Origin of the sequence: Pseudochelatococcus sp. G4_1912, assembly GCF_047501465.1 — a bacterium.
Lineage (GTDB): Bacteria > Pseudomonadota > Alphaproteobacteria > Rhizobiales > Beijerinckiaceae > Pseudochelatococcus.
The window spans coordinates 400647-426546 of sequence record NZ_JAZDRL010000001.1 but is presented as its reverse complement, the minus strand read 5'-3'; the positions used below and the strand labels follow the sequence as shown (position 1 = coordinate 426546).

24 protein-coding genes and 2 tRNA genes are annotated in these 25900 nt (G+C 53.6%); 10 read left to right on the top strand and 16 right to left on the bottom strand.

What is annotated here, in order from left to right; translation table 11 throughout:
- Window positions 1-33: 33 nt before the first annotated feature.
- Complete coding sequence (locus VRZ32_RS02005) at window positions 34-354, bottom strand: 2Fe-2S iron-sulfur cluster-binding protein (RefSeq protein WP_414523761.1); 321 nt, start codon at window positions 352-354, stop codon at window positions 34-36.
- Window positions 355-695: 341 nt separating this feature from the next.
- On the opposite strand from VRZ32_RS02005, the gene VRZ32_RS02000 reads away from it, so the two are divergent.
- From VRZ32_RS02000 to VRZ32_RS01985, 4 genes are all read left to right on the top strand, one after another.
- Window positions 696-7340 carry a hypothetical protein gene (locus VRZ32_RS02000; protein WP_414523760.1) on the top strand — a complete coding sequence of 2215 codons (6645 nt, stop codon included), beginning with the start codon at window positions 696-698 and terminating at the stop codon, window positions 7338-7340.
- A gap of 155 nt (window positions 7341-7495) precedes the next feature.
- Window positions 7496-7906 carry an NADH:ubiquinone oxidoreductase subunit NDUFA12 gene (locus tag VRZ32_RS01995; RefSeq protein WP_414523759.1) on the top strand — a complete coding sequence of 137 codons (411 nt, stop codon included), beginning with the start codon at window positions 7496-7498 and terminating at the stop codon, window positions 7904-7906.
- 14 nt (window positions 7907-7920) lie between these two features.
- A complete protein-coding gene (locus VRZ32_RS01990) occupies window positions 7921-8577 on the top strand; it encodes a DUF2155 domain-containing protein (RefSeq protein WP_414523758.1) in 657 nt (218 codons plus the stop codon).
- Window positions 8578-8931: 354 nt separating this feature from the next.
- Entirely contained in the window at window positions 8932-9669 is a 738-nt protein-coding gene (locus VRZ32_RS01985) for a YdcF family protein (protein WP_414523757.1), read from the top strand.
- Here VRZ32_RS01985 and VRZ32_RS01980 read toward each other — a convergent pair whose 3' ends face one another.
- On the bottom strand, window positions 9670-10122 hold the full coding sequence (locus tag VRZ32_RS01980; protein WP_414523756.1) for a hypothetical protein: 453 nt from the start codon (window positions 10120-10122) through the stop codon (window positions 9670-9672).
- A 245-nt stretch (window positions 10123-10367) separates the two neighbouring features.
- On the opposite strand from VRZ32_RS01980, the gene VRZ32_RS01975 reads away from it, so the two are divergent.
- A complete protein-coding gene (locus VRZ32_RS01975; protein WP_414523755.1) occupies window positions 10368-11297 on the top strand; it encodes a glycosyltransferase family 8 protein in 930 nt (309 codons plus the stop codon).
- On the opposite strand, the gene VRZ32_RS01970 is transcribed toward VRZ32_RS01975, so the two are convergent.
- From VRZ32_RS01970 to VRZ32_RS01955, 4 genes are read right to left on the bottom strand one after another with little or no spacing between them, the layout of a single operon-like run.
- Window positions 11282-12088: an ATP12 family chaperone protein gene (locus VRZ32_RS01970; protein WP_414523754.1), complete on the bottom strand. Its 807-nt coding sequence runs from the start codon at window positions 12086-12088 to the stop codon at window positions 11282-11284. The genes VRZ32_RS01975 and VRZ32_RS01970 overlap by 16 nt on opposite strands.
- A 1-nt stretch (window position 12089) precedes the next feature.
- Complete coding sequence (locus tag VRZ32_RS01965) at window positions 12090-12458, bottom strand: lipid-A-disaccharide synthase N-terminal domain-containing protein (protein ID WP_414523753.1); 369 nt, start codon at window positions 12456-12458, stop codon at window positions 12090-12092.
- A complete protein-coding gene (locus VRZ32_RS01960; RefSeq protein ID WP_414523752.1) occupies window positions 12458-13213 on the bottom strand; it encodes a glycosyltransferase family 2 protein in 756 nt (251 codons plus the stop codon). The genes VRZ32_RS01965 and VRZ32_RS01960 overlap by 1 nt, the downstream gene beginning before the upstream one ends.
- Window positions 13213-14967 carry an ArnT family glycosyltransferase gene (locus VRZ32_RS01955; RefSeq protein WP_414523751.1) on the bottom strand — a complete coding sequence of 585 codons (1755 nt, stop codon included), beginning with the start codon at window positions 14965-14967 and terminating at the stop codon, window positions 13213-13215. The genes VRZ32_RS01960 and VRZ32_RS01955 overlap by 1 nt, the downstream gene beginning before the upstream one ends.
- Here VRZ32_RS01955 and VRZ32_RS01950 point away from each other — a divergent pair.
- The 4 genes from VRZ32_RS01950 (at window position 14951) to VRZ32_RS01935 (ending at window position 16230) form a co-directional block, all read left to right on the top strand.
- Window positions 14951-15157, top strand: coding sequence for a hypothetical protein (locus VRZ32_RS01950; protein ID WP_414523750.1), 207 nt, complete (start codon window positions 14951-14953; stop codon window positions 15155-15157). The two genes, VRZ32_RS01955 and VRZ32_RS01950, sit on opposite strands and share 17 nt — an antisense overlap.
- A gap of 33 nt (window positions 15158-15190) precedes the next feature.
- Window positions 15191-15267: transfer RNA gene (locus VRZ32_RS01945), tRNA-Pro, on the top strand.
- Between the two features lie 351 nt (window positions 15268-15618).
- A complete protein-coding gene (locus tag VRZ32_RS01940) occupies window positions 15619-15927 on the top strand; it encodes an ETC complex I subunit (RefSeq protein WP_414523749.1) in 309 nt (102 codons plus the stop codon).
- Window positions 15928-16153: 226 nt separating this feature from the next.
- Window positions 16154-16230, top strand: a tRNA-Arg gene (locus VRZ32_RS01935).
- Between the two features lie 17 nt (window positions 16231-16247).
- Here VRZ32_RS01935 and VRZ32_RS01930 read toward each other — a convergent pair.
- Complete coding sequence (locus VRZ32_RS01930) at window positions 16248-16505, bottom strand: hypothetical protein (protein ID WP_414523748.1); 258 nt, start codon at window positions 16503-16505, stop codon at window positions 16248-16250.
- 111 nt (window positions 16506-16616) lie between these two features.
- On the bottom strand, window positions 16617-17096 hold the full coding sequence (ruvX, locus tag VRZ32_RS01925; protein ID WP_414523747.1) for a Holliday junction resolvase RuvX: 480 nt from the start codon (window positions 17094-17096) through the stop codon (window positions 16617-16619).
- A gap of 66 nt (window positions 17097-17162) precedes the next feature.
- On the opposite strand from ruvX, the gene VRZ32_RS01920 reads away from it, so the two are divergent.
- The gene (locus VRZ32_RS01920) at window positions 17163-17861 is read left to right on the top strand and encodes a metal-dependent hydrolase (RefSeq protein ID WP_414523746.1); all 699 of its coding nucleotides are present in this window, start codon (window positions 17163-17165) and stop codon (window positions 17859-17861) included.
- Window positions 17862-17984: 123 nt separating this feature from the next.
- Here VRZ32_RS01920 and gatB read toward each other — a convergent pair whose 3' ends face one another.
- The 8 genes from gatB to VRZ32_RS01880 all read right to left on the bottom strand — a co-directional run bounded on the left by gatB (window position 17985) and on the right by VRZ32_RS01880 (window position 25772).
- Window positions 17985-19457, bottom strand: coding sequence for an Asp-tRNA(Asn)/Glu-tRNA(Gln) amidotransferase subunit GatB (gatB, locus tag VRZ32_RS01915; RefSeq protein WP_414525009.1), 1473 nt, complete (start codon window positions 19455-19457; stop codon window positions 17985-17987).
- A complete protein-coding gene (locus tag VRZ32_RS01910; RefSeq protein WP_414523745.1) occupies window positions 19457-19771 on the bottom strand; it encodes a chorismate mutase in 315 nt (104 codons plus the stop codon). The genes gatB and VRZ32_RS01910 overlap by 1 nt, the downstream gene beginning before the upstream one ends.
- Before the next feature lie 5 nt (window positions 19772-19776).
- A complete protein-coding gene (gene gatA, locus VRZ32_RS01905; protein WP_414523744.1) occupies window positions 19777-21255 on the bottom strand; it encodes an Asp-tRNA(Asn)/Glu-tRNA(Gln) amidotransferase subunit GatA in 1479 nt (492 codons plus the stop codon).
- Window positions 21255-21542, bottom strand: a complete 288-nt coding sequence (gatC, locus tag VRZ32_RS01900; protein ID WP_414523743.1) for an Asp-tRNA(Asn)/Glu-tRNA(Gln) amidotransferase subunit GatC — start codon at window positions 21540-21542, stop codon at window positions 21255-21257. The genes gatA and gatC overlap by 1 nt, the downstream gene beginning before the upstream one ends.
- 93 nt (window positions 21543-21635) lie before the next feature.
- Window positions 21636-22859 (bottom strand): DNA-processing protein DprA, encoded by a 1224-nt coding sequence (dprA, locus tag VRZ32_RS01895; protein ID WP_414525008.1) that lies wholly within the window; start codon window positions 22857-22859, stop codon window positions 21636-21638.
- Between the two features lie 24 nt (window positions 22860-22883).
- The gene (gene plsY, locus VRZ32_RS01890) at window positions 22884-23498 is read right to left on the bottom strand and encodes a glycerol-3-phosphate 1-O-acyltransferase PlsY (protein ID WP_414523742.1); all 615 of its coding nucleotides are present in this window, start codon (window positions 23496-23498) and stop codon (window positions 22884-22886) included.
- A gap of 13 nt (window positions 23499-23511) precedes the next feature.
- Complete coding sequence (locus VRZ32_RS01885) at window positions 23512-24819, bottom strand: dihydroorotase (protein ID WP_414523741.1); 1308 nt, start codon at window positions 24817-24819, stop codon at window positions 23512-23514.
- The gene (locus VRZ32_RS01880; RefSeq protein ID WP_414523740.1) at window positions 24816-25772 is read right to left on the bottom strand and encodes an aspartate carbamoyltransferase catalytic subunit; all 957 of its coding nucleotides are present in this window, start codon (window positions 25770-25772) and stop codon (window positions 24816-24818) included. The genes VRZ32_RS01885 and VRZ32_RS01880 overlap by 4 nt, the downstream gene beginning before the upstream one ends.
- Window positions 25773-25900: the final 128 nt, after the last annotated feature.

The window sequence follows — 25900 nt, the reverse complement described above, 5'->3', positions numbered from 1 at the left end:
CCTGGACCGCCCTCAATCAGATACTCTGCCCACTCACGCTTGCTTAAGTGGTGTTTGCACCACAAGACCATCCAGCTCTTCTCTCACCCTGATCTGACAGGACAGGCGCGAATTAGACCGTACATCAAGCGCGAAATCGAGCATATCCTCTTCCATCGGCTCAGGGGGGCCTACAATATCAACCCATTCCTCTTCAATATAAACATGACAGGTTGCACATGCGCACGCACCACCGCATTCGGCTAAAATCCCAGGAATGGAATTGTGAACTGCAACTTCCATAACTGTTGAACCTATAACAGCCTCGACTATACGGGAGTTCCCAGCCGCATCAATGTAAGTAATTTTTGGCATGAATATTCTCAACTCTCATTTCACCCAGCACTTCCCATATCGGTTATATGATCGATTAGGAATGCTTCGTACACCAGCATTAACAGCCCCTATGTGAAGACCCTTATCACAAAATTGCCCACAACGATCTGATATTGAAGCACTATTGCTAAATTAACCAACGACGTTTACCATTTTCTTAATAAACGGTTAATGATCGACTACAAGGTCCCGTGGCGGGTTTCCATCGGGGCGCGTTAAGTTTAATGTTGGCGCACGGTTTAAAGGGCTTAAATGCCATATATGTCCCAGCCACGGGACTTTCTGGCAAGCCTTTCAAGCGCACGAATGGGGCAGGTAAGATGGTTCAAAACAGCAAGCGTATCGACACAACAGCGGAAGCCTTATCCGCTATTGAAGAAGCGCTGAATCTCAGGACCACTATCAAAGAAACAGCTGACCAAGGCAAACCAGCCGCCCCCCCTGCCGGTCAATCAGCTGAATCCGGATCCGCCGCAAAGCCTGACGCGAAACCGCATTCAGCTGCAGAGCAGAAATCCGCTGCACCATTTACGAATGCTGATGGTTTAAAGAAAACGACTGGTGAGCGCGCTCCTGGAAATAACAGCCCAATTCCTCCTGCGAATGTAAAAGACGTAGCAGCAAGCGATCCCATGCACCAGGCAACAAAGCCAGGCAATACTGGCTCACGCTCTTTGGCACAAGGACGCACAGGCGCAGCCCCCACGCGCGCCGATAACTTGTCTGATGCCTCATTGAATGCTGAAGCTCAGGAGGGATTAGCACGCCTGCGGGAGCAAACTGCACGTGGTACGGTTGTTGCGCCGGACACAACGCGCGCCGCCAATGACGACAAGGAGGCCGTCGGAGCACTGCTTCAGTTATTGCAGAGCAAGCCTTCAGTCGGTCCTTTCTGGGTTGCAACGGGACTATCCGTGTTATGGGCCTGTGTTGCTACCGGCTTTTTCTATATGCGCCAGGATGTGTCTACTGCTGGTTTTTCTGCCGTTGTTTCGACACTCGATCCGTTAACATGGGCACTTTTCGGCGCGGCTTTTGCTGGTCCTATCATTCTCTCTTTCGTGCTTGCGGCTTTGCATGTGCGCACGCAAGAACTGCGTCATGTCGCACGCGCTATGACTGGCGTCGCCGTACGCTTGGCACAACCTGAAACGCTCGCCTCAGATTCTGTCACCAGTCTATCGCAAGCTGTGCGTCGTGAGATGGTGGCAATGGGCGATGGCGTTGAACGCGCGTTGGCCCGTGCCGGTGAGCTCGATACACTGGTGCGCACAGAAATTGCGACCCTTGAACGCTCTTATTCTGATAACGAAGTGCGTATCCGTGGGCTTATCGACGAGCTTGTTGCACAACGCGATGCCGTGGTTGGCAGTGCAGAACGCGCACAAGTGGCCATCTCGAACGCTCAAAATGCGCTCGTGAAAGACATGGAAACGCGCAGCAATACGCTAGCTGTATCACTTTCTGTCGTTGGTACACGGATTGCAGAATCGATTGGCGCCAAAGGTGATCAGCTGTCTGAAACGCTAACGCAAACAGGCGAGCGCGTTGTTCAGGATATTGATAGTCGCAGTGCGCAGCTTGTCACCAAATTGGCAGATGTTAGCCAGAACGTGAACGATCGTCTCACGAACGCAAGCCATAACTTATCTGAAATCCTCGATAATAAAGCGCGCGAAATCACTGAGGGCCTCGCCCAGACAGGCAACCAGTTGACGCAAGCATTGGGTGATAGCACCGAGCTGGCAACCAAGGCTTTTTCTGAAACCGGCATGACAGTTGCTGAATCGATCGCACAACGTGCAGGCGAAGTGAACAAGGCTTTGAAAACGACGGGCGATTCCCTCTCGGTTTCCTTGAGCCTCCACGGCGCAGAAGTGACCCAGCGAATTGCACAAACCGGGCATGAGATTGTTGAAGCTATCGAAGTAAACGGCTCTGGCTTGACTGAACGACTTACCCGCACTGGTGAGACAATCCGTCAGGTTATCGTCAATGACGGCAGTGTACTTGAGAGCGATCTGGCCCGCACGGGGGAGAAGCTGTCAAGGACAATTGCCGAGCAGACAGAGATTGCGCGGACACGCTTTGAGAACAGCACATCTCAGCTGCTTGGTGAATTCACTGAACGAGCCAATGCCCTTCATGGCTCGATCGAGGAGCAAGTCTCTGCAACCAACACAAAGCTTACATCTGTTGGAGACGATGTTGTTACGGCAATTGCCGCGCAGAGCTCACGCGTAAAAGAAGTCATTGCAAACAGCGCTGAAGGCGCTGCTCATATGATCGAAGGACGCGGGCAAGCCGTTAATGACGCACTCAGCCAACGCCTAGCAGCATTCGAAATAGCCGTTACCACAGGGGGTAGCCAGCTCGACAGCTCGCTGGGGCAACATCTTGCCGCCTTCCAAAGCGTTATTACCCAGCATACTGAAACGCTTGGAGACACCATAAACCAACGCACCCAAAACCTGCGCAAGGCTATCGAAGGTGGCAGCGAACAACTGCAACAGCATTTTACAACCCAGCTTGATGGACTGCGCTCAGTTGTCGACACACGTACAGAAGCCGTGGATCGTCTTTTTGACGAAAAGCTTAAAGGTTTCAATGGCTTTATTGGCAACCTCGCCACGACGGTTGAAGGCCTGAGCGATAAGCTCGGCGACATCAAGGCGAGTGTGGGCGGGTTCAACGCTGATATAAGCGACTTCAATGCCGCTCTCGGTGGTCTTGAAAGCACGCTGGCAGGCGTCAGCGAGGCTCATGAGCGCTTCGATGTAACACTTTCGACAAATAGTGAGCGGCTTGAAAGCATGCTGGCAGAGCGCATGGAGGGAATGGATCGTATTCTCGCCACACGCGGCCAGGATATTGATGCGCGCCTGGGCAACCACCTCTCCGGATTTGCAACCACAATTGACCGCAACACCAATGCGCTTGAAGGCACTGTTAGCGGCTTGATACGCACTGTTGAGGATACAGTAAGCGTTAGCACCAGCAAACTTCAAGGGGTTCTTGATACCCGCCTTGAAGGCTTTGGAAGCGCCCTCACCGCACATGGCCAGGCCATAGACAAACAGCTTTTGACGCGCCTTGATATGCTGCGCGAGACCCTTGGCAAGAATGAAACCGCGCTGGATGGTGCAGTTGATAAACTGGTGAGCCACGTTGATCAGAGCATCAACATCGGCGCCATCAAACTTGAAGATGTACTCGACTCGCGTCTCTCTGGTTTCGCGGAAACGGTAGAGGCACACGGTCAGAAACTTGATGAGCAATTGTTGGCGCGTCTTGATAACCTGCGTGAAACACTAGGCAAGAACGAAACAGTCCTTGATGGCGCTGTCGATAAGCTTGTGAGCCAGGTTGATAGAAGCATCAACGTTGGCGCAAACAAGCTTGAAGGTGCGCTCGATACGCGTCTTTCCAGCTTTGAGGAAGCAGTTGCAACGCGCGGTCAGGCGCTTGACGGCCAGCTAGCAGAACGCATTGATCTGTTGCGTGAGACACTCGATAACGGGGGCAGCACCATTGAGAGCACGGTTGGCCATCTGGTTTCGACCGTCAATAATACGATTGGCGATTGTTCAACGCGCATCGAAAGCGCTCTGAATACGCATCTGTCCGGATTTGAAAAGTCGGTCGAGAGCAGTTCGCGCGCTTTCGATGACAAGCTGGCATCACGCCTCAATAACTTGCGCTACACGCTGGACAAGGGCGGCATTGCCTTTGAAAGCGCTGTTGATACGTTGACATCGACAATCGATGGCACAATTACCGCCAACACTGCAAAGATTGAGGGCGTTCTGAACGACCGGCTGAGCCAATTTGAGGGTTCACTTATCAAGCAGGGCTCGGCAATTGATGAAAAGCTGGCAGAACGTGTCGGCAAGTTCCAAGAGACCATTGAAACAAGCGGCTCTGCGCTGAATGAGGCACTGACGGCGCGCTTTGAAGCATTCCACACAGCCTTCGTCTATCAAGGTGAAGAAACCGGCAAGAAACTGACGTCGAATCTGGAGAATTTCCGTGAAGCGATCAATGCAGAAGGGCATCAGATCGATCAAGCGTTAATGGCGCGGATTGGCAGCTTCAAGTCGGCGATCGATGCAAGCAAGCTATCGCTTGAATCCAGCCTTGATGAACGCATTGAAACCCTGCATTCGACGGTTGAACAAGGCGCAACCGCCATAGGTAGCGCTTTCACAAACAGCAACTCCAAGGTTGAAGAGCATCTATCGCTGATTGAGGAGACAGTTGCACGCCAGGGTAACGATCTGAATAAGGTATTGAGTGAACGTCTTGTAGAGTTCCAGGATACCATTATCACACGCGGATCAGCGTTGAACGACACCCTGGGCGAGCGCCTTGACGGCTTCCACGAAGCTATTGTTTCGCGCGGTCAGGAGCTCGATTCTGCACTCATGCAACGTCTTGGCTCCATGCGCGAGATCGTGGACACCCGCGGCCAACAACTCGATAACGTGCTTGCAGAACGCCTTGCTTCCCTCGAAGATACGGTTATCAACCGGGGCGGCAAAGTTGCCGAGCGGATTGCGCGCGATACCGAGGCGTTCGCCGCCATTGTCGACAGGAGCCTTGAAGCCATTGAAACACGCTTCAGCGGTCCTGCACGTGAGGTAGCAGCGCAGATCAGCGAAAGCGCTCGCTACGCAGCAGATACGCTTGAGGGGCAGATTGAGGCATTCGAGCAGCGTGCCCATGCGCGCACAACAACTGTGAGCGACACGCTTGAAACGCTCATCGATAATATTGATTCACGCATCGATGTCCGAGCCAATGCGCTCAACGAAACGCTTATCAACCGCACCACCGAATTAGCCCATACGCTGGCCGACGGCGGCCGCATAGCAATTGACGCGCTGAAAGCAAAGGTTGACAACATCGGCAGCGCCTTCCTTGAGCAAGGCGACGTTGCTGCAAAACGATTGGCAGATCAGGTTACCGTTGCGGAATCAGCTCTTGAAGAACGTACGCGCGCCATTGCGGAAACACTGGAAAGCGGCGTTTCGCAATTTGAAAACCGGATATTTGACCGTCTGGAATCTGCAGAACAGCGCCTGTCATACCGCAGTCATGCCATTGATGAAGGCTTGGCGCATCGCGTCAACACGCTTGATGAAACATTGAGCAGCCGGACACAAGAACTGGCGCAAGTGATCGATAATCGCAGCGCTGATCTGGCGGCTGCATTAACCGCCCGAAATGAAGGTGTAGCTGACGCATTCACCCGCTCGGATGAAGCCCTGCGCCAAATGATTGATGATGGCGTTAACCGTTCTGTCGAGGCGCTGTCGGGTACAAACATCCGTATCCGCAGTGAGCTTGCAGGTGTAATTGAACGCATCAGCGAAACCAATGCCGTGTTAGAGCAGCTGGCACACGCCACGGATGGTAACCTTTCAACGCTTGAAAACGGTCTGTCTGCTCGCGTTGAATCACTCAAGCAGGTAGTTCAATTCCTTTCTGAAGAGAATGAGCGCGCTGCAGAGGGTGTACGTGAGCAAGTACAGGCTATGCAGGAGGTTGCGTCCAACTCCATCACAGAGGCCGCAGGCGTAGCAGCACGCCTTGCTGAGCAAGGTGCGGATGTTTCTCGCGTAACGCATGAGCACGTATCGGCACTTGCAGGTGCGGCAAAAGCCCTTGCGGCAGTGGAAAACCGCATTGGTGAAGGCCTCGACGCACGCCGTGCGGTGCTTGATGAAGTCGTTGCAGCAGTTAATACGCGCTCCGAAGAGCTCGGCGCCATCACGCAAGCCTTTGAGATGGCGATCACGCAGTCACTGGACAATGTTGAGGAAAAGGCTCAACAGATCAGCGCTACTCTTGTTCAAACTTCAGATAGCGCAGCTGCACGCATTGCTGATCAGCTCGCACAGCTCGACACGCTTGCCAGCGATCAGCGCGAAAGCACAGTTGCAACATTGCGCCAGGCCTACGAGAAAGTGCTTGGTGAAATGCGTGTGGATCTGGAAAGTGCCGCAGAGCGTTTCCATCAATCCGCCCGCAGCATGCAGGCAACTACCTCGGTTATCCGGGAGGAGCTTGCAGAAACCCGCGCTGTGTTGAACGAACGCCTTGAAGAGTTCCCCCGCGATACAGCGGAGAGCACTGCTGCGATGCGTAAAGTGGTAACAGATCAGATCAAGGCGCTCACGACCCTGGCTGATATCGCAACGCGCGCTGGCGATGCCAGCCACGTTTCGCGCATTGCGCTGACACCTCGTGGCAGTGAGGAGACATTGCCGGCTTCGAATTATCGTGAGACTGGATTGGCGTTCTCTCCTGTTGCGCCTGCTAATGCACAACCGGTATCGGGGCAGACAGAAGTTACAGGCGGCGATGAGGTTGCAGATGCCATCAGGGCTGCTACGAACACCATAAACAACAAGCCCTCAACACGCCGCCCTGTACTGTCAACACCATTTGGCAAGTCTATGGAGCGCCCGGTTGAATCACCTTCACCGCAATCGCTTTCAGTTCCATCGGCAGCACTACCCGCTTCAGGAAACGGCTGGCTTTCAGATCTACTGGTTCGTGCGTCAAATGATGAGGAACCCGTGGCACCAAGTCGACCAGTCAGCCGGCAGCAGCAGACCCTGGCAACGCTCGATTCAATTTCTGGTGATATCGCCCGGATGATCGATCATGATATGGCCGTTGAACTATGGGAGCGGTTCAGGCGAGGTGAGCGAAATGTGTTCACACGCAGACTTTACACGCTGCAGGGACAAAAAACTTTCGAGGAAATTGGCCGCAAATACCGCTCTGATGCAGGATTCCGTGATACGGTTGATCGCTATATCCAGGAATTCGAGCGTCTTCTGGCAGAAATTGCCCCCAAAGATCATGATCAGGCGATGACCCGCACTTACCTCACTTCGGAAACAGGTAAGGTTTACACCATGCTTTCGCATGCGACTGGTCGGTTTGATAGATAAGGCAAAATGTAAAACACCTCAGGTGTCAAAAACATGCTGTTCCCTGCGTGATGATCTGGACATCGTGTGGGGGACGCGGCATAAGGAACAAAAGGCCTTCATCAGCGTGAAGATCAGCGCATACTAGGCAAAAAGTGCTATACGGGACCCAGTTCATGAAAAATTTCCTGCTGCGCGTGTTTACGTGGTGGAACGGCGCTACCTTCGGTACCCTTCGCACAACCCGTCGTTATGGCGAATTGGTTGGCGAAGATCAGTTTGGTAATCGCTACTATCGCACACGCAATGGCAAGAAAGACCCGACAATTGGCGTTGAGCGCCGCTGGGTGATCTATAACGGCTATGCCGAAGCATCCAACGTGCCCCCGGGCTGGAACGGCTGGTTGCATAACACTGTTGCTGTGCCGCCAAGCGAGGAAAACTACGTGGCGCGTGAATGGGAAATGCCGCACGAGGCAAACCTCACTGGTACTCCCGGCGCCTATCGTCCTCAAGGCTCAACTCTGTCGACCGGCCAGCGTCCACCCGCAACCGGCGATTATGAAGCGTGGGTTCCCGGCAACTGAGCTGGATATCCTTGATGCGCACCTCAACCACACGGCAACAATTACGGCATGCGCGCTTCCTGCAGCGCGCTGGCTTTGCATTTGCACTTGCGGTGCCAGCAATAGTGCTTGGAAATGCAGCTGGAGCTGAGCAAATTGCTAATCAGCTGGCGGTGTTCAATGGCCTTGATAAAATCACTGGCCGCATCGTGTCATTTGAGGTCGCGATTAATGAGACCGTTCAGTTTGGATCGTTACAATTGACACCACGCGCGTGCTACACGCGCCCTCCTACTGAAGCGCCCAATACAACTGCATTTATTGAAGTTGATGAAATCAGCGCAGAAAGTGGCGCAGAACGTTTATTCACCGGATGGGTTTTCGCTGCCAGCCCTGGGCTGCACGGCATTGAACATCCTGTGTATGATATTTGGCTGACCGACTGCCAAGGCGGCACTGCCGTGGCTGCAAATGCAAAGACCACTCCTGCATCAAGCACTGATAGCACTGCGAATGCAAATCCTGGTATAAGCGTGGGAGATATCGATCCCAATGCGCCCCCTCTGCCCCCATTGCGTCCGGCTTTCGATCCGCCAGTCGATATGAGGATGGAGATGGAACCGGAACCGCTGCCATCCCCCTATGAGCGCGGCATTCTCGAAGACCCATTATTCGCACCTATTGGCGATTAAAATAATTTGTGTTTGGTGAGATATAAACCAAGCGCAATGACTGAAAACACGGGTCCTGACGACATCAGCGCACCGGCCTCCATCAATACAAATCTTTCTAAATCTCTGCCGCATTTATAGAGCATTGAAAACCCGCGCAACAACGAAGTGCAAATGCAGATTCTCTAACTTTCATGTTTCATTTGCATAAACTTACGGAACGTTAGTTCTAGAAAGCCATCACTTTCGACTCGCATTAGAATGAATCTGAATGCATCCTTATTAAGTCTGAAGCTTAACGTGGATTAGTGCTCGATGTTTTTTGTGCTTTCAAAATTCGTCTGGTTTTTTACCAGCCCGACGAATCTTCTATTGATGGTTTTGATTGCAGCCAGCCTATTACTGTTTACGCGCTTTGCTCGCCCTGCGCGCACTGTTGTGCTTGTAGTCAGCGTTGTGCTGTTCGTAGTTGGCTTATCGCCCTTTTCACGATTTTTCGTGCAATCTCTCGAAAACGTCTATCCCGATATCTCTCAAAATCCAGGGCACGTGGATGGCGTAATTATTCTGGGAGGAGCAACGAGCTTTGCCCGAGGACAGCTGCGGGTGGGCGAAGCCGGTTCGCGCCTTGTCGCCGCGTTGGAACTCGCACAGAAGAACCCCGATGCAAAGGTCATTTTTTCAGGCGGCAGCTCACGCGTTATGATGAAAGAAGAACGGACTGAAGCTGATGGTGCCCGCATCTTTTTTGATCTCGCAGGCCTCGCCCCTGATCGCGTGATCTATGAAAACAAATCACGGAATACACTCGAGAATGCAATCTATGCCAAGCGTATTGCTAATCCTAAACCCGGGGAACGCTGGCTTTTGGTGACATCCGCCTTCCACATGCCACGTTCCGTCGAAACTTTTCAGCGGGCGGGATTTGATGTTGTTCCCTACCCGGTTGATTACCGCTCAGATGGGCGCCTTCGCGATGACTTTCGACCATTTTCCATTGCGCCAGACGGCTTGCGACTCGCAGATATGGCAATAAAAGAATGGATTGGCATGCTTGCCTATTGGCTGCATGGATATTCGAACTCCTCCTTCGATAAAGCGAAGGAGGGATAATCAGGCGGCCTCTGCGCTGCGGCGAATGGGTAGTTCCACCACTGTTTCTTCTTCGCCATAGAGGCGCTGTGAAGAGAGGATGAAGTTCAGCAACACATCGTCCACTTCCTGCGCTTCACGCACGATCTCATGCGCTGCACGAAGCGCCGTACGGGTTGGGCCACCGGCCGCTCCCAGAGACGAAACCAGCCAGTATGCATCATCGCCACGCACCACGCCTGTTGGGCGCTCTGCCCAAACCACGTAATCCACGAGCAACGCAATTAATACATCGCCCCAGGCGTTGCAGGGCTTTTCAACGAGCCGATCGATGGCGATCAGCGCATTGGCTTCCTCACGGTTGGCAATACCGTCTGGCAATACATGACGCAGAAGACTGCGTACATCCCATTCGGTGATTGCACGGTCATCGTATGCTTTATCGATGAAATCGCGAAGTTTACTGTTAATCATCTCTCAACGCCTCCCCGGCCCCGCTTTAGGCCAGCGATTTACCTTTGATGCGTTGACTATCGCTTGTTGCCCTTCTCAATCCGGTTAACAGCCAAATCTGAATCATTGTTCAGGTTAAGCGTTACTAACCTGACGTGGTTGACGAAGAGTAACGAACCTTACAAACTTCAAGCTAGCCTTGGTCTACAGCGTTTTCCCCGTACTTCATCACATGGCGTTATTTTACCTTTGGGTGACCATCTTTCATGCCAAACACCAGCATTGTGTGCCTCACACCCGATAAGAATTACTGCGCGGCAGCTGCTTTTGCGGCTGAAAGGTTACTAACGCACGGACTCAGCTTGAACATTGATGTCGCCCTTCTGTGCACCCCAGATGATGTTGATGCAGCTATTGCAGGGCAGCTCGGTGAACGGGTGCAGATTTTCCTGCACGACTTTGGTGTAGCTAATGAATTATCGATAGAGGCGCTTCCTCTCGGCCGCCACATCAGCCCTGCCGCCTACAGACGTCTGCTACTGCCGCATATCCTGCCACAGCAATACACGCGCATTCTCTATCTCGATTGCGATACGTTGTGCGTCGGGCCGGGGATCGAACAATTACTAACGCTTGATCTTGATGGCCGCGCCTTTGCTGCGGCGCTTGATATGATACGTCTGAAGGACTTTGAATCTGGCCCGTTATCCGAAGAGTTTCAGCACTATCGTACAACTTTGGGACTTGAGGCTGACGCGCCCTATTTCAACTCAGGCGTTCTGCTGATTGATCGCGCGCAATGGATTGCACACAACATCACCGAACATGCGGTCGCATTTGCGCGCAACCATCTTGACCAATGCCAATTCCACGATCAGAGTGCCTTGAACGCGGTCACACAAGGGCAATGGGCCCCCCTATCTCCGCGCTTTAATTTTATGGGCGATTTTCTATTACTCAACCTCATGTGTGAGATTGACCCAGTCATTCTGCATTTCGTCAACGATCCCAAGCCGTGGCAACAGGATTGCTGGAATGGACCAGCTTGGATGCAAGCACTTTATGAGCGGGAGGCGATACATGATCCCAGATCAAGCGAGGCACCTCTCACCGCATCATTTCAAAGCTTTCGTCAACGGCTGCTTGATTTTCTGGCCGCACAGCAATTTGCTGATGGGCTTCAGCTCTCTTCATGATCCCATGAATGCTGCACAAGCTTTGCTGCAGCTACAAAATCTCTGTAGCGATTCTCGCGTCGGACCCGGGCTTCATCATCAGTGCCCCAGATTTCAGCTTGCACATCCTCATCAACATGGGCAGCAAGCCATGCCTCATCAAACGTAAAATACTTGTATGCCAGCGCAAGCGCTATAAGCGCCGAACCGCTCAGACTCGTTAATACATGCAAACCACCAAGCGCATAAGGCGACTGCTGCGCTTTCACGGCACGATCGATAGCCGCAATGGTCTCAGCCGGCTGTGAGACGAACATCACGCCCTCAGAGAGCACGAACCGCGCCTTGAGCGTCTCCCTTGCCCAGGCAAGAATTGGATCCCAAAGCGTTGTCTGCCGGTTCACCAGCCGGTCCGGCGAATTTGCGCGGTAGCAAAGAAGATCTGAACCCGCGAATTTCACAATTTCAGCGGCAACCTCAGCCTGTGTCTGTGAGACACCATCGATCACTGAATTAACAAGCCGTGTCATTGGCATGGTAGCAGGATTGATAACCTCGACCTGCTGCTGCCATTCCTGCACTAATAAATCGGCTATAGAGACATTTGGAACTGCCAGCGGCGCACGTCCAGGTGTGCGGGCACTACGACCATCCAGCAACAAGGCATACGCGCCATCGCGCAGCTCTGCATTCACATTTTGATAGAAGCGCTTTGGCAATGCCGGGCGATCTGCACGAGCAATAGCAGATGCCTGCTCATTACGGCCTGCATCAGGTGGCGGCAACAGGCCATCGATGAAATCATCGCTCATATCAAGCGCCTCCATCCGCTGCGCTCACCATTGCATCTTTTCTAGCGCGCACCTTGTTTCGACGTTCTTTAGCAATCAGCGCCAGGTTGCGTGCGTAGATAAACAGGCTCAACGATTGGCCAAGGATGATAATAGGTTCACGCTGATGCAGGCCATAAATAAGCGTAATAAACCCACCGCCAATCGAGAAAAACCAGAAGGCCACAGGCACAACACTGCGTCCGGCCTTTTCACTGGCAATCCATTGCACCAGAAAGCGCGCCGAAAATAACCCTTGTCCAAGCAATCCTAGCGCGAGCCACAGGCTGAACTTCTCGACGAACACCTCATAGAGATAGCCGCCAATATCCTGCGAGAGGGTAATCAACATCAGTTCTTGTCCTCAACAACCACGGGCAGCGCTCCACGGCGGGTGATAAGCCAACGCACGCCGATCAGATCTCCAATGCCAACCCAAAGCCGATCAAAAAAGCCGTATTTGGAAGCGCCAGTCAGCCGCGGCCGATCAACGACATCCACCAGAAGAACCACATAGCCTTCCCGCTTCACCAGCGCTGGCATAAAGCGATGCAGCGCCTTGAAGAACGGCAGTGCCATGTAAACATGGCGATAGAAAACCTTCAGCCCACACCCGGTATCGCGCGTGTCATCACGCAGAATCGAGCGGCGTATGCGATTGGCAATTTTCGACTGCATACGCTTGAATTCAGTATCCTTGCGCCCCACGCGCTGCCCCTGCACCAGGCCACCGTCGTGCGGCCCCTGCTTGAGAGCCTCCACCATTCGGGGGATGAACATGGGATCGTTTTGGCCATCGCCATCAAGCGTGGCGATGATGGGGCCGTTCGCCATCAGCACGCCAGTCCTCACAGCAATACTCTGGCCACATGAGCGGTCGTGATGCAGCACACGCAGGTAAGGGCGCGTCTGTGCCAGCGTCGCTAACGCTTGAGCCGTTTCGTCTGTTGAACCATCATTGACATAGATGATCTCGAACGGCGCAAGTGGTGCGCACGCGGCTTCGATCTCGGCAATAAGCGGGGCGACGTTATCGACCTCGTTTTTAACTGGTACAACCACGCTAAGGCGAGGTGATGCAACGTCGTGCGTATCAAACGATCCCATTACTGACCTTGTGTTCCCGGCGCGGCTGGCGCTGGCGGAGTGTTCTTGTAGACGCCTATATCAAGCAGTCGCCCACCATTGATATTAAAGCCACGCACACGCGTCATCAGCGCAGGCGCCAGGCCGATTTCCGAAAGGCGCGCGGCAAATGCGGCCTCATCATTTTTCTCCACGAATGCCATACGGCAATCGCCTGTTTTCAAAAAGTCCGCAGCGCCTTCACCATTGGTCAGATAGAGATCCGTCCGCGTCAAAAACACGAGGCTCGGCTCCCGATACCGTGTTGTCGCAATCCGGGGCTCTGCGCATTCCAGACTGCGCGCAGCAGCTGCCAAGCGTGGAGACAGCTTCAGCGATGGAATAAGCATCTGCGCCACCCCAAAAACTGAAACCGACAACACAAGAGAAGCCGCAATCCCAAGCAATGCCGACGTGACAGCCCTATTGCGCAGGAATATGTACCAGCTCCACAGGGACAAAATAATGGCAAGAGCAAATCCCGGGAAAGCGGGATAAAGCACAGCCCCATCATACATGAAAGCAAAAATGCTTAGCCCGACCGTAACAGCTATTGGCACCAGCGGGATCAGAACCGTCGCCACCTTCGCCAAAGGACGATTGCGATGAATATCACCGTTTAAAAGTGCCCATGCTGTTAGAATCGCAATGGCTGGATAAAGCGGCAGCACATAGTGCGGCAACTTGGTCGGCAATACCTCAAACACAAGCCATGAAGGGATGATCCACGCCAGGCAGAATGCGACCCAAGCGATCCGCCGTTCGCGCCAGAAGGCTGGCCCAGCAATGGCAGTTAACACTGCTGCGGGCCAGAACGTACCAAAAAATGCAATCAGATACGCGCCGGGCGGCCCCCAATGACGTTCCTGCCCGCTACGTGCTTTAGCAAGCATGTCCTTGCCGACTGATTCTGCAAAGAAAGCACCACCTGTTTTAACCCATATCGCAATGAACCAGGGCAGCGTAATCACCGCCACGATCACAAGCCCCCACCAGAGCCGTAATGCTAAAAGCCAACGCATTGAACGTTCACGAATCGATAGCACCGCAATCGCGAGGCCTGCAACCATGAACAGCAGCGGCCCCTTCACCAGTATGGACAAGCCCACCGCTACCCAGAACACTATACTAAGTGTCAGCGGTAAGGCGCGGCCGCGCTCAAGATAGGCGCGCGCAAGAACCGTCATCGCCACAAGCGAGCAGGCAGTCAGCACTGCATCTGTCTTCGCCAGGCGCGCTTCAACGCCCAACAAGATGGCCGCAGCCATAAAAGCGCCCGCCAGAAACGCAACCCTGCGCACTGCAACGCCACTCACACCGGCCAACAGCACCAGCGCCGCCCAGTAAGTGCCAAGCACAACCGTTATGGCGCCCGCAAGCGAAGGCAAGCGATAGAATCCGATTCTCGTTTGCGCATCAGACACGCCAAGGTGTTCTGCAGCTGAAACGACAGCGGTTTGCAGCCAGTAGATTCCCACTGGCTTTTTATGCCGTCCCTCATCCTGAAAACGGATATCAACGAAGTCACCGCTTTCCAGCATCTGCTTCGAGGCCTGCGCAAACCGCGGCTCATCGCGATCAAACGGCTGAAGCGAGCTGATTCCGGGCACGAAGGCTATCAGCGCCAATACAAAAAGAGCCGTAAGCGCCCGCAGGTGGCTTCGCTCAAGAAAGGTTAAAAGGCCCTCGCCCCACCCTTGTTTATGGGAGGAGGATGGGATGGCAGATGATGTCATGCTTCAGGATCTTCCAATTTTCTCCCGCTCTCTTACCGCATGCGGACCACATGACACAACAGCCGGAAACATCACTTATGAGATGGAAAATCCCCGATTGATGCACCTTTATGCAAATCAACTGCGGATAACTTGTGGTCAAATGCAATTTAATACCAAAAAGAGCACAACAGGGCTTGCGTCATCGTGAACAAGCCCCTACGAAGAGCGCACGAACTTGGTGCGGGGCATAGCGCAGTCTGGTAGCGCATCTGCTTTGGGAGCAGAGGGTCGCAGGTTCGAATCCTGCTGCCCCGACCACTCGGTTCTTGTTACGGTGATCCGTACAATAATGAGACCATTTCTATTTATAATGGTTTCTCGATGAGAGCGCTGCTCCGTTATATATATCAAACAATCCAAATCTATCGCATTGTTTATGCGTCAATTTTGCTCAGAAAATGATGCTTGGTTCTGCACATGATGCTGTAATATGCCCTTGCAGAGAATCAAACGATCTAAAGCAGTTTGCGTTCAAGTTGCGGTAAAATATAAAGATTAGAGCGCTATTCTGATTCTGTCAGAAGGTCCGCTGCTCTATTAAATTTTTGAAACAAGCATTCTATCCGAATCATTTCGGTCTGATGCTGGTTATTTCGGGTGCAGAAAAAAATGACGGTCACCGCACGTATCTACAAGCCAACGCGTAACGCTATGCAATCTGGCACTGCTAACAGGCGCTGGCTTTTAGCATTCGATGCAACGCGTGCCCGCGAGATAGATCCGCTAATGGGCTGGACAAGCTCGTCCGACACCCGTCAGCAGTTACGCCTGTGGTTCGATACCAAGGAAGAAGCAATTGATTACGCAAAGCGCGAAGGCATCCCCTTCCGCCTTGAAGAGGATCATGAACCGAATCGGCGTATCCTTTCTTATTCAGATAATTTCAAATTCAACCGCATCGGCGCTTGGACGCATTAATTAAGCTTGTGCACATGTGCTTTAGTAAGATTTAAAGCATACTGAAATCGATTCCGTGAAATATTCTGAGAACTCACGCTGTGAGTTCAGCGGCTACCGGGTTTGTGTTTCAGATAATATTTATGTGATAGAAGCGGGGATCGATCCTTAAAAATCACATTTTACAGTACTGTTCATATGGACTGATCGAATAACAGGCGGTATGAGAAAGTGCTTTTGTGTTCATGGCTCCGTAGCTCAACTGGATAGAGCACTCGCCTTCTAAGCGAGTGGTTGCGTGTTCGAGTCACGCCGGGGTCGCCATCTTTTTTATCAGCCGATCAATCTTTACGCTCATCGCGTTCAATAATTGACGCCTCTATGCGTGCCATCTCCAGAAAGTAAGCGACGGAATCCAGCCGCTGGCAACGTGCCAGAGCCGCAAGTTCTCCCGTCAGCTGAAGAAGGTAGGCTGCGACTTCGGCACGTGAAAAGCCATAATCGGCCAGGCCATTAGCGGTGGACCTACCCCCTTGGGCAATTTCGCCGGTGGGAGCTTTCACTGCCTCCGCAGTATTCTTTAGAGGAGGAAATGACATCACAAACGCCCAATCAAAATTGCTACACTACGAACATAGTGTAAGCTTAGGCGCGAATACACTCAAGACGTGTTTTACGCATATTTTTTCCCGCGATAGTTGCGCGGATGATTATTCGTCTTCGTAAGCCATAAACGACAAGCGATCCAGCGCTCCTTGCAAGATGTAAGCTGCTGCTAATTTATCTACCAGCTCCCCTCTTCGCGCACGTGATGCATCGGCCGCCAAAAGCGTTCGCGTCACTGCAACGGTGGTGAGGCGCTCATCCCAAAGCACCACGGGAACAGGCGTTAATTTCGCCAGATTGCGTACAAATGCACGTGTTGCCTGCGCGCGCGGCCCCTCAGAACCATCCATATTCAGCGGCAGACCAAAAACAAAGCCACCGACATTATGCTTTGTTGCCAACTCGACAATGCGTGCCGCGTCATTGGTGAATTTTACGCGTCGAATAGTTTCCAACGCAGTAGCGATTCGCCTCTCGATGTCAGAAAGCGATAGACCTATGGTCTTTGTTCCAAGATCAAACCCCATCAGGCGTGTATGGTAGGGTAGCTCTTTGAAGGTTTCGATAGATACGATATTTGTCATATCCATCGCCTAACATGGACGGCCCCTTGCGTCATCCAGATTACTCATTCAGGGAGAAACATTGCCATGAAGATCACCTGGTTTGGCCATTCCACCTTTCGGCTCGATTTCAGCGACAAGGTCATATTGATCGATCCTTATTTCACCGGAAACCCTGCCTTCAAGGGGGATATGATGGAAGCGGTACGTGGCACCACCCATATCCTTGTTACCCACGGCCACAGCGATCATTATGGCGATACGATTACCATAGCCAAGGACACGAACGCAGTCGTCGCCACCAATGCCGATCTTGCGAGCTGGTTTTCCACCAAAGGCGTCAACCGCCTTGAGCCAATGAACACCGGCGGCAGCATTGATGCAGGTGGATTTTCTGTGACCCTTGTGCGCGCGGATCATTCAGCCGCAACCATTGAAGACGGCGTAAGCCAGGCACTCGGCAATGCCAACGGCATTATCGTCAAGGCTGATGGCGAGCCTACCGTTTATCATCTCGGCGATACTGATATTTTTAGCGACATGGCGCTAATCAGCGAAATCCATCAGCCGGATATCGCTTTTGTCCCCATTGGTGATCGCTTCACGATGGGCGCTGAAACGGCAGCATTGGCCGTAAAGCGTTTCCTTAAAACCAAGCACGTCATCCCTTGCCACTACGCCACTTTCCCGCTGCTGGCGCAATCTGCCGATCCTTTCGTGGCTGCACTTGCTGGTGAGCCAACAAAGGTCATCGTTCCGGCCAAAAACACCGCCGTGGTTTTCTAGAGCAATTGCATTCAATTTGATTATTCAAATGAACGTAAAGCGCAGTTCTGATCAAAAAGTCAGGCGCTCTAATAAAAAAGGGGCCAGATCAACCGGCCCCTTTTGATTACGCTTAAGTGCAATTTAGTCCAGGCCAAGCTTGGCTCTCAGCACATCATTGAGGGCTTGAGGGTTAGCTTTGCCGCCGGTCGACTTCATGACCTGCCCTACGAACCAGCCAAGCAATGTCGGCTTCAGCTTGACCTGCTCAACCTTGTCCGGGTTACCTGCGATAATAGCATCAACAGCCGCCTCGATCGCCCCTGTATCCGTGACCTGCTTGAGACCACGCTCTTCAACGATAGCGCGCGGATCACCGCCCTCCAGCCAAACAATCTCGAACAGATCCTTAGCAAGCTTGCCTGAAATCACACCCTCAGCGATCAAATCAACAATGGCACCAAGTTGCGCAGAAGAAACGGGCGATGTTGCGACAGTGTGCCCTTCCTTGTTCAAGCGGCCAAATAGCTCGTTGATGACCCAATTCGCGGCCATCTTGCCGTCACGTCCCTTGCCTACTTCCTCAAAGAAGTCTGCTGTTTCGCGTTCCGCCACGAGCACATCCGCGTCATAGGCTGAAAGGCTGTAATCCCGGATGAAGCGCGCCTTCTTTGCATCTGGCAACTCTGGCAACTTGGCAGCGAGTCCGTCCACAAAAGCCTGATCGAACGTCAGCGGCAGCAAATCGGGATCTGGGAAGTAGCGGTAATCATGCGCTTCTTCCTTTGAGCGCATGGAGCGCGTCTCATTCTTGGCTGCATCAAACAGACGTGTTTCCTGATCAATGACGCCGCCATCTTCCAGGATGCCAATCTGGCGACGTGCTTCATAATCAATTGCCTGACCAATGAAGCGGATCGAGTTCACGTTCTTGATCTCGCAGCGCGTACCAAGCCCTTCACCTGGGCGGCGCACGGAGACGTTTACGTCTGCACGCAGACTGCCTTTCTCCATATCGCCATCGCAAGTGCCAAGGTAACGCAGGATGGTGCGCAACTTGGTCACATAAGCCTTTGCCTCTTCGGCAGAATGCATATGCGGGCGCGAGACGATTTCCATCAGCGCAACGCCTGAGCGGTTGAGATCAACAAAGCTCGAACCTGGGCTCTGGTCATGGATCGATTTGCCAGCGTCCTGCTCAAGATGCACACGCTCGATACCAACAATAATCTGGCGGCCGTCCAGGAGATCTACGATCACCTCGCCCTCACCCACGATGGGATATTTGAACTGGCTGATCTGGTAGCCTTGCGGCAAATCCGGATAAAAATAGTTTTTACGATCGAATACCGATTTAAGATTGATCTGCGCCTTCAGACCAAGGCCGGTGCGCACAGCCTGCGCCACGCATTCGGCATTAATAACCGGCAACATACCGGGCATGGCGGCATCGACCAACGAGACGTGATCGTTTGGATCTCCACCAAATTCAGTCGAAGCACCTGAAAACAGCTTCGATTGCGAAGATACCTGCGCATGAATCTCCAGTCCGATGACGATTTCCCAATCGCCTGTCGCGCCCTTGATGAGATTGTGCTTGGCCACAGGGGCGTTCATCATGCTACTCCGTCATCGGAACCGGGCTTCTTGAGCTGCCGGTCCTCATATGCAATCACCCAATCCATCATCGCCCGCCACACGGTTTCCGTGAAATCAGGCGACACACCAGCCTCGCTCGCGCGTTCGCGCACAAGGCTTGCCACTTCCTCGACCCGCGAGGGAATAAGCGCCGGCAAATCATGCTCGCGCTTGATCACGATAACGCGATCAACGATAGCGATGCGCCGTGCCAATAAACCCACGATCTCAGTATCGAGCGCGTCTATTTCGGCACGGAGCCCCGCTAATGCTTTTTCGCGGTCATCCGTCACGGCACTTACTTCCACCACTTCGGCGCTGTTAAGCGCCCAGCGGCCTGCTCAATCACTTCACCAACAGCGAACAACGTCTCTTCATCAAAAGGACGACCGACCAGCTGCAGACCAAGTGGCAAGCCTTCAGCGCTCAAGCCCGCAGGCACTGCAAGCCCTGGCAAACCTGCCATGTTCACAGTTACGGTGAATACGTCATTGAGATACATCTCGATCGGCGATGTATTTGCCTTCTCACCTACACCAAAAGCGGCGGTGGGAGTGGCAGGGGTGAGGATAGCATCAACACCAGAAGCGTAGACGTTTTCGAAGTCCTGCCGGATCAAGGTGCGTATTTTCTGCGCCTTGACGTAGTAGGCGTCATAATAGCCCGCTGAAAGCACGTAAGTGCCAATCAGGATGCGCCGCTTCACCTCACGTCCGAAACCGGCAGCACGCGTGTTCTCATAGAGATCAGCGATATCCTTGCCCGGCACGCGTAAGCCATAGCGCACGCCATCATAGCGGGCGAGGTTCGATGAGGCTTCAGCAGGCGCAACGATATAGTAAACTGCCAGTGCATATGACGTGTGCGGCAGCGACACCTCAACCACCTCAGCACCCGCATCACGCAACCAGTCCGCACCACGCTGCCAGAGCGCATCGATCTCAGCTGAAAGACCATCAAGCCGGTACTCTTTCGGAATACCGATCTTCAGGCCTTTAAGTGAGCGACCGATAGCCGCTTCATAATCAGGCACAGCGCGATCAACCGAGGTCGAATCCTTAGGATCGAAGCCAGCCATGGACCGCAACATGATAGCCGAATCACGCACCGTGCGGGTGATCGGCCCCGCCTGATCAAGCGATGAAGCAAACGCCACCGTGCCCCAACGCGAGCAACGCCCATAGGTTGGCTTCATCCCTACCGTGCCGGTGAAGGCTGCCGGCTGGCGGATAGAGCCGCCCGTGTCAGTTGCAGTCGCGCCAAGGCACAAACCAGCCGCCACGGCTGCCGAAGAACCACCAGAAGAACCACCAGGGGTCAGCGCGGTGTCGGAACCAGCACGACGCCATGGATTCACGACCGGCCCAAAGAACGAGGTTTCGTTCGATGAACCCATCGCAAACTCATCATTATTGAGCTTGCCAAGCATTACCGCACCATCGCGCCACAGCTGTGCCGTAACGGTTGATTCGTATGAAGGCACAAAGTTTTCCAGAATGCGCGAGCACGCAGTCGTGCGCACACCTTCCGTCGCGAAGAGATCCTTCACGCCAAGCGGAATACCTTCTAGCGGGCCAGCCTCACCGGCTGCAATGCGTGCATCGCTAGCCTTTGCGCCTTCAAGCGCCTTCTCAGGCGTCTTCAGCACGTAAGCATTCAGCGCTTCAGCTGAATCGATTGCATCAAGGTGCGCTGTCGTCAGTTCGATGGCGGAGAACTGGCGCGCGTTGAGGCCATCGCGCGCCTGCGCGAGGGTGAGCTGCGTCAGATCGGTCATTATTCCACCACCTTCGGAACCACAAAATAATTGTCTTCGAATTGCGGCGCATTCGCCACGATAACCTTGGCATAGCCGCCATCGGTCACCACATCCTCGCGTTGGCGCAGGGCCATCGGCAGCACCGATGTCATTGGCTCAACGTTGCTCACATCCACCTCATCGAGCTGAGCAACGAAGCTAAGGATCGCGTTCAGTTCGTTGTGCAAATGCGGCACTTCTTCGTCTGTCACTTTGATGCGCGCAAGATGCGCGATGCGGCGGACGGTTTTTTCGTCAACGGCCATGGAATCCGGTCACTCTCGTTCGTGTCGGGCTTCGTTGTTACAAGTTTCCGGCTATAGCATCCTCACGCGGCCAATCGCAAGGTGCATATCGGCTCATGTGGCCAGTAGTGAAACAAGATTGCCGGGATGACGAGCAATTTTCCCCGCCAATTCCAGATCGAGCAGCGCCAAATGCACCACTCGTACTGATAGACCGGAGTTACGCACAAGCTCATCCACATCAACAGGCGCCGCACCAAGCAGTTCTATGATGATACGGGCACCCTCTTCCATCTGCGCGGGAAACTGGCTGCGTTCATTGTAGGAAGCGGTGGCACTATCATAAAGCCCGGGATCATAAGCCGCACGATGGGCTACGGGTGCCGGTTCAATATCGGGCCAATCAAACTCATCCCATAAGGGCTCACCTACCTCGTTCATGTCATCGGCATCAAAGAGCGATTTTTGAGCCGGCCCCTGCTCGATCAAAGGTGCAAGTGCTGTAACCACATCTTCAACACACGTGCATAAACTGGCGCCATCGCGAATGAGATCATTGGGACCATTCGCGCGCGGATCCAGTGGAGAACCTGGAACGGCAAACACTTCACGCCCCTGTTCCATAGCAAATCGAGCCGTAATCAAAGAACCTGACTTGCGCGCGGCCTCCACCACGAGAGTGCCCAGTGACAAGCCCGAGACAATACGATTGCGGCGGGGGAAATCGCGCCCTCTTGCTGTCCACCCCATCGGCATTTCGCAAATGACAGCCCCACGATTGATGATCTGCATCAATAGAGGCTCATTCTCCGGCGGATAGATCTTGTCATGGCCACCCGCAAGAACAGCAATCGTACCGGTCATCAGACTCGCCGCATGGGCACGGGAATCAATCCCCCGTGCAAGCCCTGAAACAACGATAAAACCTGCCTCGCCTAATCCTCGTGCCATTCTTTCGGTAAAGGTCTGACCATTGGCTGAAGCGTTGCGCGAGCCAACAATTGAAACCATGGGCTTGCTGAACACCGAAGCATCGCCACGAATGGCCAAAACAGGCGGTGCAGAATCAATACTGCGCAAAGCAACAGGATAATCCGGCTCACCAAGAGCGATAAAGCGCACACCCAGCTTATGTGCAGCGGCAAGCTCGCGCTCCACCTCCTCCAGGGTTGCGATCCTGATCACACGACCGCTTTTTCGCGAAAGTTCAGGCAAAGCCTCCAGCGCAGCAGATGCCGTGCCAAATCGGGCGATGAGTGTGCGGAAGGTGCGGGGTCCAACATTGTCAGATCGGATTAAACGAAGCCAATTAAGCCGTTGCGCGTCATCAAGCTTCACACCCGCTGCCATTTATTTGCCCTGCTATGTATTCTTTCTGCCAATGCGCGGTTCTGTTTTAGCTACAAGACGGGCAATATTTCCGCGATGCATAAACCATAACAGTGCGCTCAAAATACAATAAAGCATTCCAACCTTGCCTTGACCTATCTGCCAAAGAACAACAGGCGTTGCTGCACTGGCAACAAGGGCGGCCAAAGAAGAATAACGATAGAGAATGGCAGTCATCAGCCAAATGGCAGCAAATGCTGCGGCAGCCACAGGTGCAAGACCAATAAGGCACCCAATATAAGTGGCAACGCCTTTGCCGCCCTTAAACTTAAGCCACACGGGAAAAAGATGGCCCAGAAACGCCCCAAGCGCCGCACAAAGCGCCAGATCGGTGCCCGCATAGGCCTCAGCAACCATAACTGCGACAGTTCCCTTCAGCATATCGCCTAAAAGCGTTGCCACTGCCAGCGCCTTATTGCCGGTGCGCAGCACATTGGTAGCACCGATATTGCCTGAGCCTACAGCGCGAATATCGCCCAAGCCCGCAAAGCGTGTGAGCAATAAGCCGAAGGGAATTGAGCCAAGCAGGTAGCCAAACATCAACGCCAGCAAGCCATGGGGCCAAAACTGCGCAAGCACCGATTCCATTTTATTTTCCGTTTTATTGTTCGTTGTATTCGTAAACGAGGCGACCCGCGATAAAGGTTTTTAGCACGCGGCCAGAAAGGCGCGCCTCATCAAAAGGCGAGTTCTTGCTTCTCGAGTGCAGCTTCACTTTGTCCACGACATAAGGGAAATCAATATCAAGGATGATGATATCAGCCGGTTTTCCCGCCGCAAGATGGCCGCCCGGCAAGCCAATCAACCCAGCTGGTCGCGATGACAGCGCATTGAGCAAACGCGGCAATGTCACCTGCTCGGCCTCTACCAGACGAAGCCCGGCTGATAACATCGTCTCCAACCCCAATGCACCATTAGCTGCTTCAGCAAACGGTTGGCGCTTGGTCTCGACATCCTGTGGATTGTGATCGGAAACGATAACATCAATCACCCCGTCTGCAAGCGCCTCAATAACGGCCTGACGGTCATCCTCATTCCGCAGTGGCGGAGAGAGCCGCATAAACGTGCGGTAATCGCCAATATCGATCTCATTCAGAGTGAGATTATTGATCGATACGCCACAAGTAACCGGCAATCCGCTTTCCTTGGCGCGGCGCACAATCTCCACCGAATCCGCGCAAGAAATCATCGCAGCGTGATACCGTGCCCCTGTAAGACGGGCGAGGCGAATATCACGCTCAAGCATGATGGTCTCCGCCTCACGCGGAATGCCATGCAGCCCGAGAAGGCTCGCCCGCGCGCCCTCGTTCATTACGCCTTGCCCAACAAGGTCGGGGTCTTCAACATGATTAATGATCAGCGCATCAAAATCCCGGGCGTAAGTCAGCGCGCGTCTCATCACCTGTGCGTTAGTCACAGAGCGCATGCCATCGGTAAACGCCACAGCACCCGCTTCTTGCAATAAGCCGATCTCTGTGAGTTCCCGCCCCGCGAGATCCTTCGTCAATGCCGCTGCCGGATGTACATGGACGATCGCAGTATCGCGCGCACGCCGCAGCACGAAGTCCACAATAGCAGGCTCGTCAATCGGTGGATTGGTTTCCGGCATGCAGACAATCGTCGTGACGCCACCAGCTGCAGCAGCCTCACTGGCGGTTTTGAGCGTCTCACGGTGCTCTGCGCCCGGCTCGCCAATGAAGGCACGCAGATCTACGAGACCGGGTGCAAGCGCGTGGCCTTTACAATCGGTTTCCAGCGTGCCCTCTGGTCCGCTCCCAGCGATAACATGCGGACCAACATCAATAATGAGCCCCGCGCGCACCAGCACGCCGCCATGCTGATCACGCCCTGAAGCCGGATCGACAATGCGCGCATTGTAAAACAGCTGGGGAGGAGAAAACGCGTTCATTTTTGCCCCCCGGTCGGCAGATGCTGCGCCAGCGCTTCAAGTACCGCCATGCGTACAGCTACACCCATTTCAACCTGCTCGCGAATAAGCGATTGCGCACCATCAGCCACGCTCGATGAAATCTCAACGCCGCGGTTCATTGGTCCCGGATGCATCACCAGTGCATCAGGCTTGGCATAACCAAGCTTTTCCTCATCAAGACCATAAAACCGGAAATACTCCTTCACCGAGGGCACAAAGGAGCCATTCATCCGCTCACGCTGCAAACGCAGTGTCATCACGATATCAGCGTCTTCAAGACCCTTCCTCATATCGGTAAAGGTCTCGATGCCGAATTGCTCGATGCCCGTTGGCAATAGCGTGGAAGGCCCCACACACCGTACCCGTGCCCCCAGCGCTTGCAACAGAATGATGTTCGAGCGTGCAACCCGCGAATGCAGCACGTCGCCACAGATCGCAACGACCAGCCCTTCAATGCGGCCCTTGTTGCGGCGAATGGTGAGCGCATCAAGCAATGCCTGCGTGGGGTGCTCATGCGCACCATCACCCGCATTGATCACCGAGCAATCCACCTTGCGCGCAAGCAAATGCACCGCACCCGCTGCATGATGGCGCACCACGATGATATCGGGCCGCATGGCATTCAGCGTCATGGCGGTATCGATCAGCGTTTCCCCCTTCTTCACTGAAGAAGAGGCCACCGACATATTCATGACATCCGCACCAAGGCGCTTCCCGGCCAGCTCAAACGATGACTGGGTTCGGGTGGAGGGCTCGAAAAACAGATTGATCTGGGTACGGCCACGCAGGGTCGTACGCTTTTTTTCCACCTGACGGCTCACCTCGACAGCCTTATCGGCCAGCCCAAGGAGCGCCTCGATATCAAGGCGTGATAGTCCCTCAATGCCAAGCAGGTGGCGATGGGGAAATAAGGGGGTGTGATGCTCGGTCATTCTGAAACCACCCCTATAGAGCATTCTGACGGCGTTGAAAATTGCCACTGTGACGCGCAATATACGCAATCTGCACTTTTTCGGGGATCACGCAAAGGCGCATTGCGATGATAACGCGCCAAATAATG

Excerpts from the sequence above, each read along its gene's own strand:
- VRZ32_RS02005 (WP_414523761.1), bottom strand. The coding sequence starts at position 354 with ATGCCAAAAATTACTTACATTGATGCGGCTGGGAACTCCCGTATAGTC.
- VRZ32_RS02000 (WP_414523760.1), top strand. The coding sequence starts at position 696 with ATGGTTCAAAACAGCAAGCGTATCGACACAACAGCGGAAGCCTTATCC.
- VRZ32_RS01995 (WP_414523759.1), top strand. The coding sequence starts at position 7,496 with ATGAAAAATTTCCTGCTGCGCGTGTTTACGTGGTGGAACGGCGCTACC.
- VRZ32_RS01990 (WP_414523758.1), top strand. The coding sequence starts at position 7,921 with ATGCGCACCTCAACCACACGGCAACAATTACGGCATGCGCGCTTCCTG.
- VRZ32_RS01985 (WP_414523757.1), top strand. The coding sequence starts at position 8,932 with ATGGTTTTGATTGCAGCCAGCCTATTACTGTTTACGCGCTTTGCTCGC.
- VRZ32_RS01980 (WP_414523756.1), bottom strand. The coding sequence starts at position 10,122 with ATGATTAACAGTAAACTTCGCGATTTCATCGATAAAGCATACGATGAC.
- VRZ32_RS01975 (WP_414523755.1), top strand. The coding sequence starts at position 10,368 with ATGCCAAACACCAGCATTGTGTGCCTCACACCCGATAAGAATTACTGC.
- VRZ32_RS01970 (WP_414523754.1), bottom strand. The coding sequence starts at position 12,088 with ATGAGCGATGATTTCATCGATGGCCTGTTGCCGCCACCTGATGCAGGC.
- VRZ32_RS01965 (WP_414523753.1), bottom strand. The coding sequence starts at position 12,458 with ATGTTGATTACCCTCTCGCAGGATATTGGCGGCTATCTCTATGAGGTG.
- VRZ32_RS01960 (WP_414523752.1), bottom strand. The coding sequence starts at position 13,213 with ATGGGATCGTTTGATACGCACGACGTTGCATCACCTCGCCTTAGCGTG.
- VRZ32_RS01950 (WP_414523750.1), top strand. The coding sequence starts at position 14,951 with ATGGCAGATGATGTCATGCTTCAGGATCTTCCAATTTTCTCCCGCTCT.
- VRZ32_RS01955 (WP_414523751.1), bottom strand. The coding sequence starts at position 14,967 with ATGACATCATCTGCCATCCCATCCTCCTCCCATAAACAAGGGTGGGGC.
- VRZ32_RS01940 (WP_414523749.1), top strand. The coding sequence starts at position 15,619 with ATGACGGTCACCGCACGTATCTACAAGCCAACGCGTAACGCTATGCAA.
- VRZ32_RS01930 (WP_414523748.1), bottom strand. The coding sequence starts at position 16,505 with ATGTCATTTCCTCCTCTAAAGAATACTGCGGAGGCAGTGAAAGCTCCC.
- ruvX (WP_414523747.1), bottom strand. The coding sequence starts at position 17,096 with ATGACAAATATCGTATCTATCGAAACCTTCAAAGAGCTACCCTACCAT.
- VRZ32_RS01920 (WP_414523746.1), top strand. The coding sequence starts at position 17,163 with ATGAAGATCACCTGGTTTGGCCATTCCACCTTTCGGCTCGATTTCAGC.
- gatB (WP_414525009.1), bottom strand. The coding sequence starts at position 19,457 with ATGAACGCCCCTGTGGCCAAGCACAATCTCATCAAGGGCGCGACAGGC.
- gatA (WP_414523744.1), bottom strand. The coding sequence starts at position 21,255 with ATGACCGATCTGACGCAGCTCACCCTCGCGCAGGCGCGCGATGGCCTC.
- gatC (WP_414523743.1), bottom strand. The coding sequence starts at position 21,542 with ATGGCCGTTGACGAAAAAACCGTCCGCCGCATCGCGCATCTTGCGCGC.
- plsY (WP_414523742.1), bottom strand. The coding sequence starts at position 23,498 with ATGGAATCGGTGCTTGCGCAGTTTTGGCCCCATGGCTTGCTGGCGTTG.
- VRZ32_RS01885 (WP_414523741.1), bottom strand. The coding sequence starts at position 24,819 with ATGAACGCGTTTTCTCCTCCCCAGCTGTTTTACAATGCGCGCATTGTC.
- VRZ32_RS01880 (WP_414523740.1), bottom strand. The coding sequence starts at position 25,772 with ATGACCGAGCATCACACCCCCTTATTTCCCCATCGCCACCTGCTTGGC.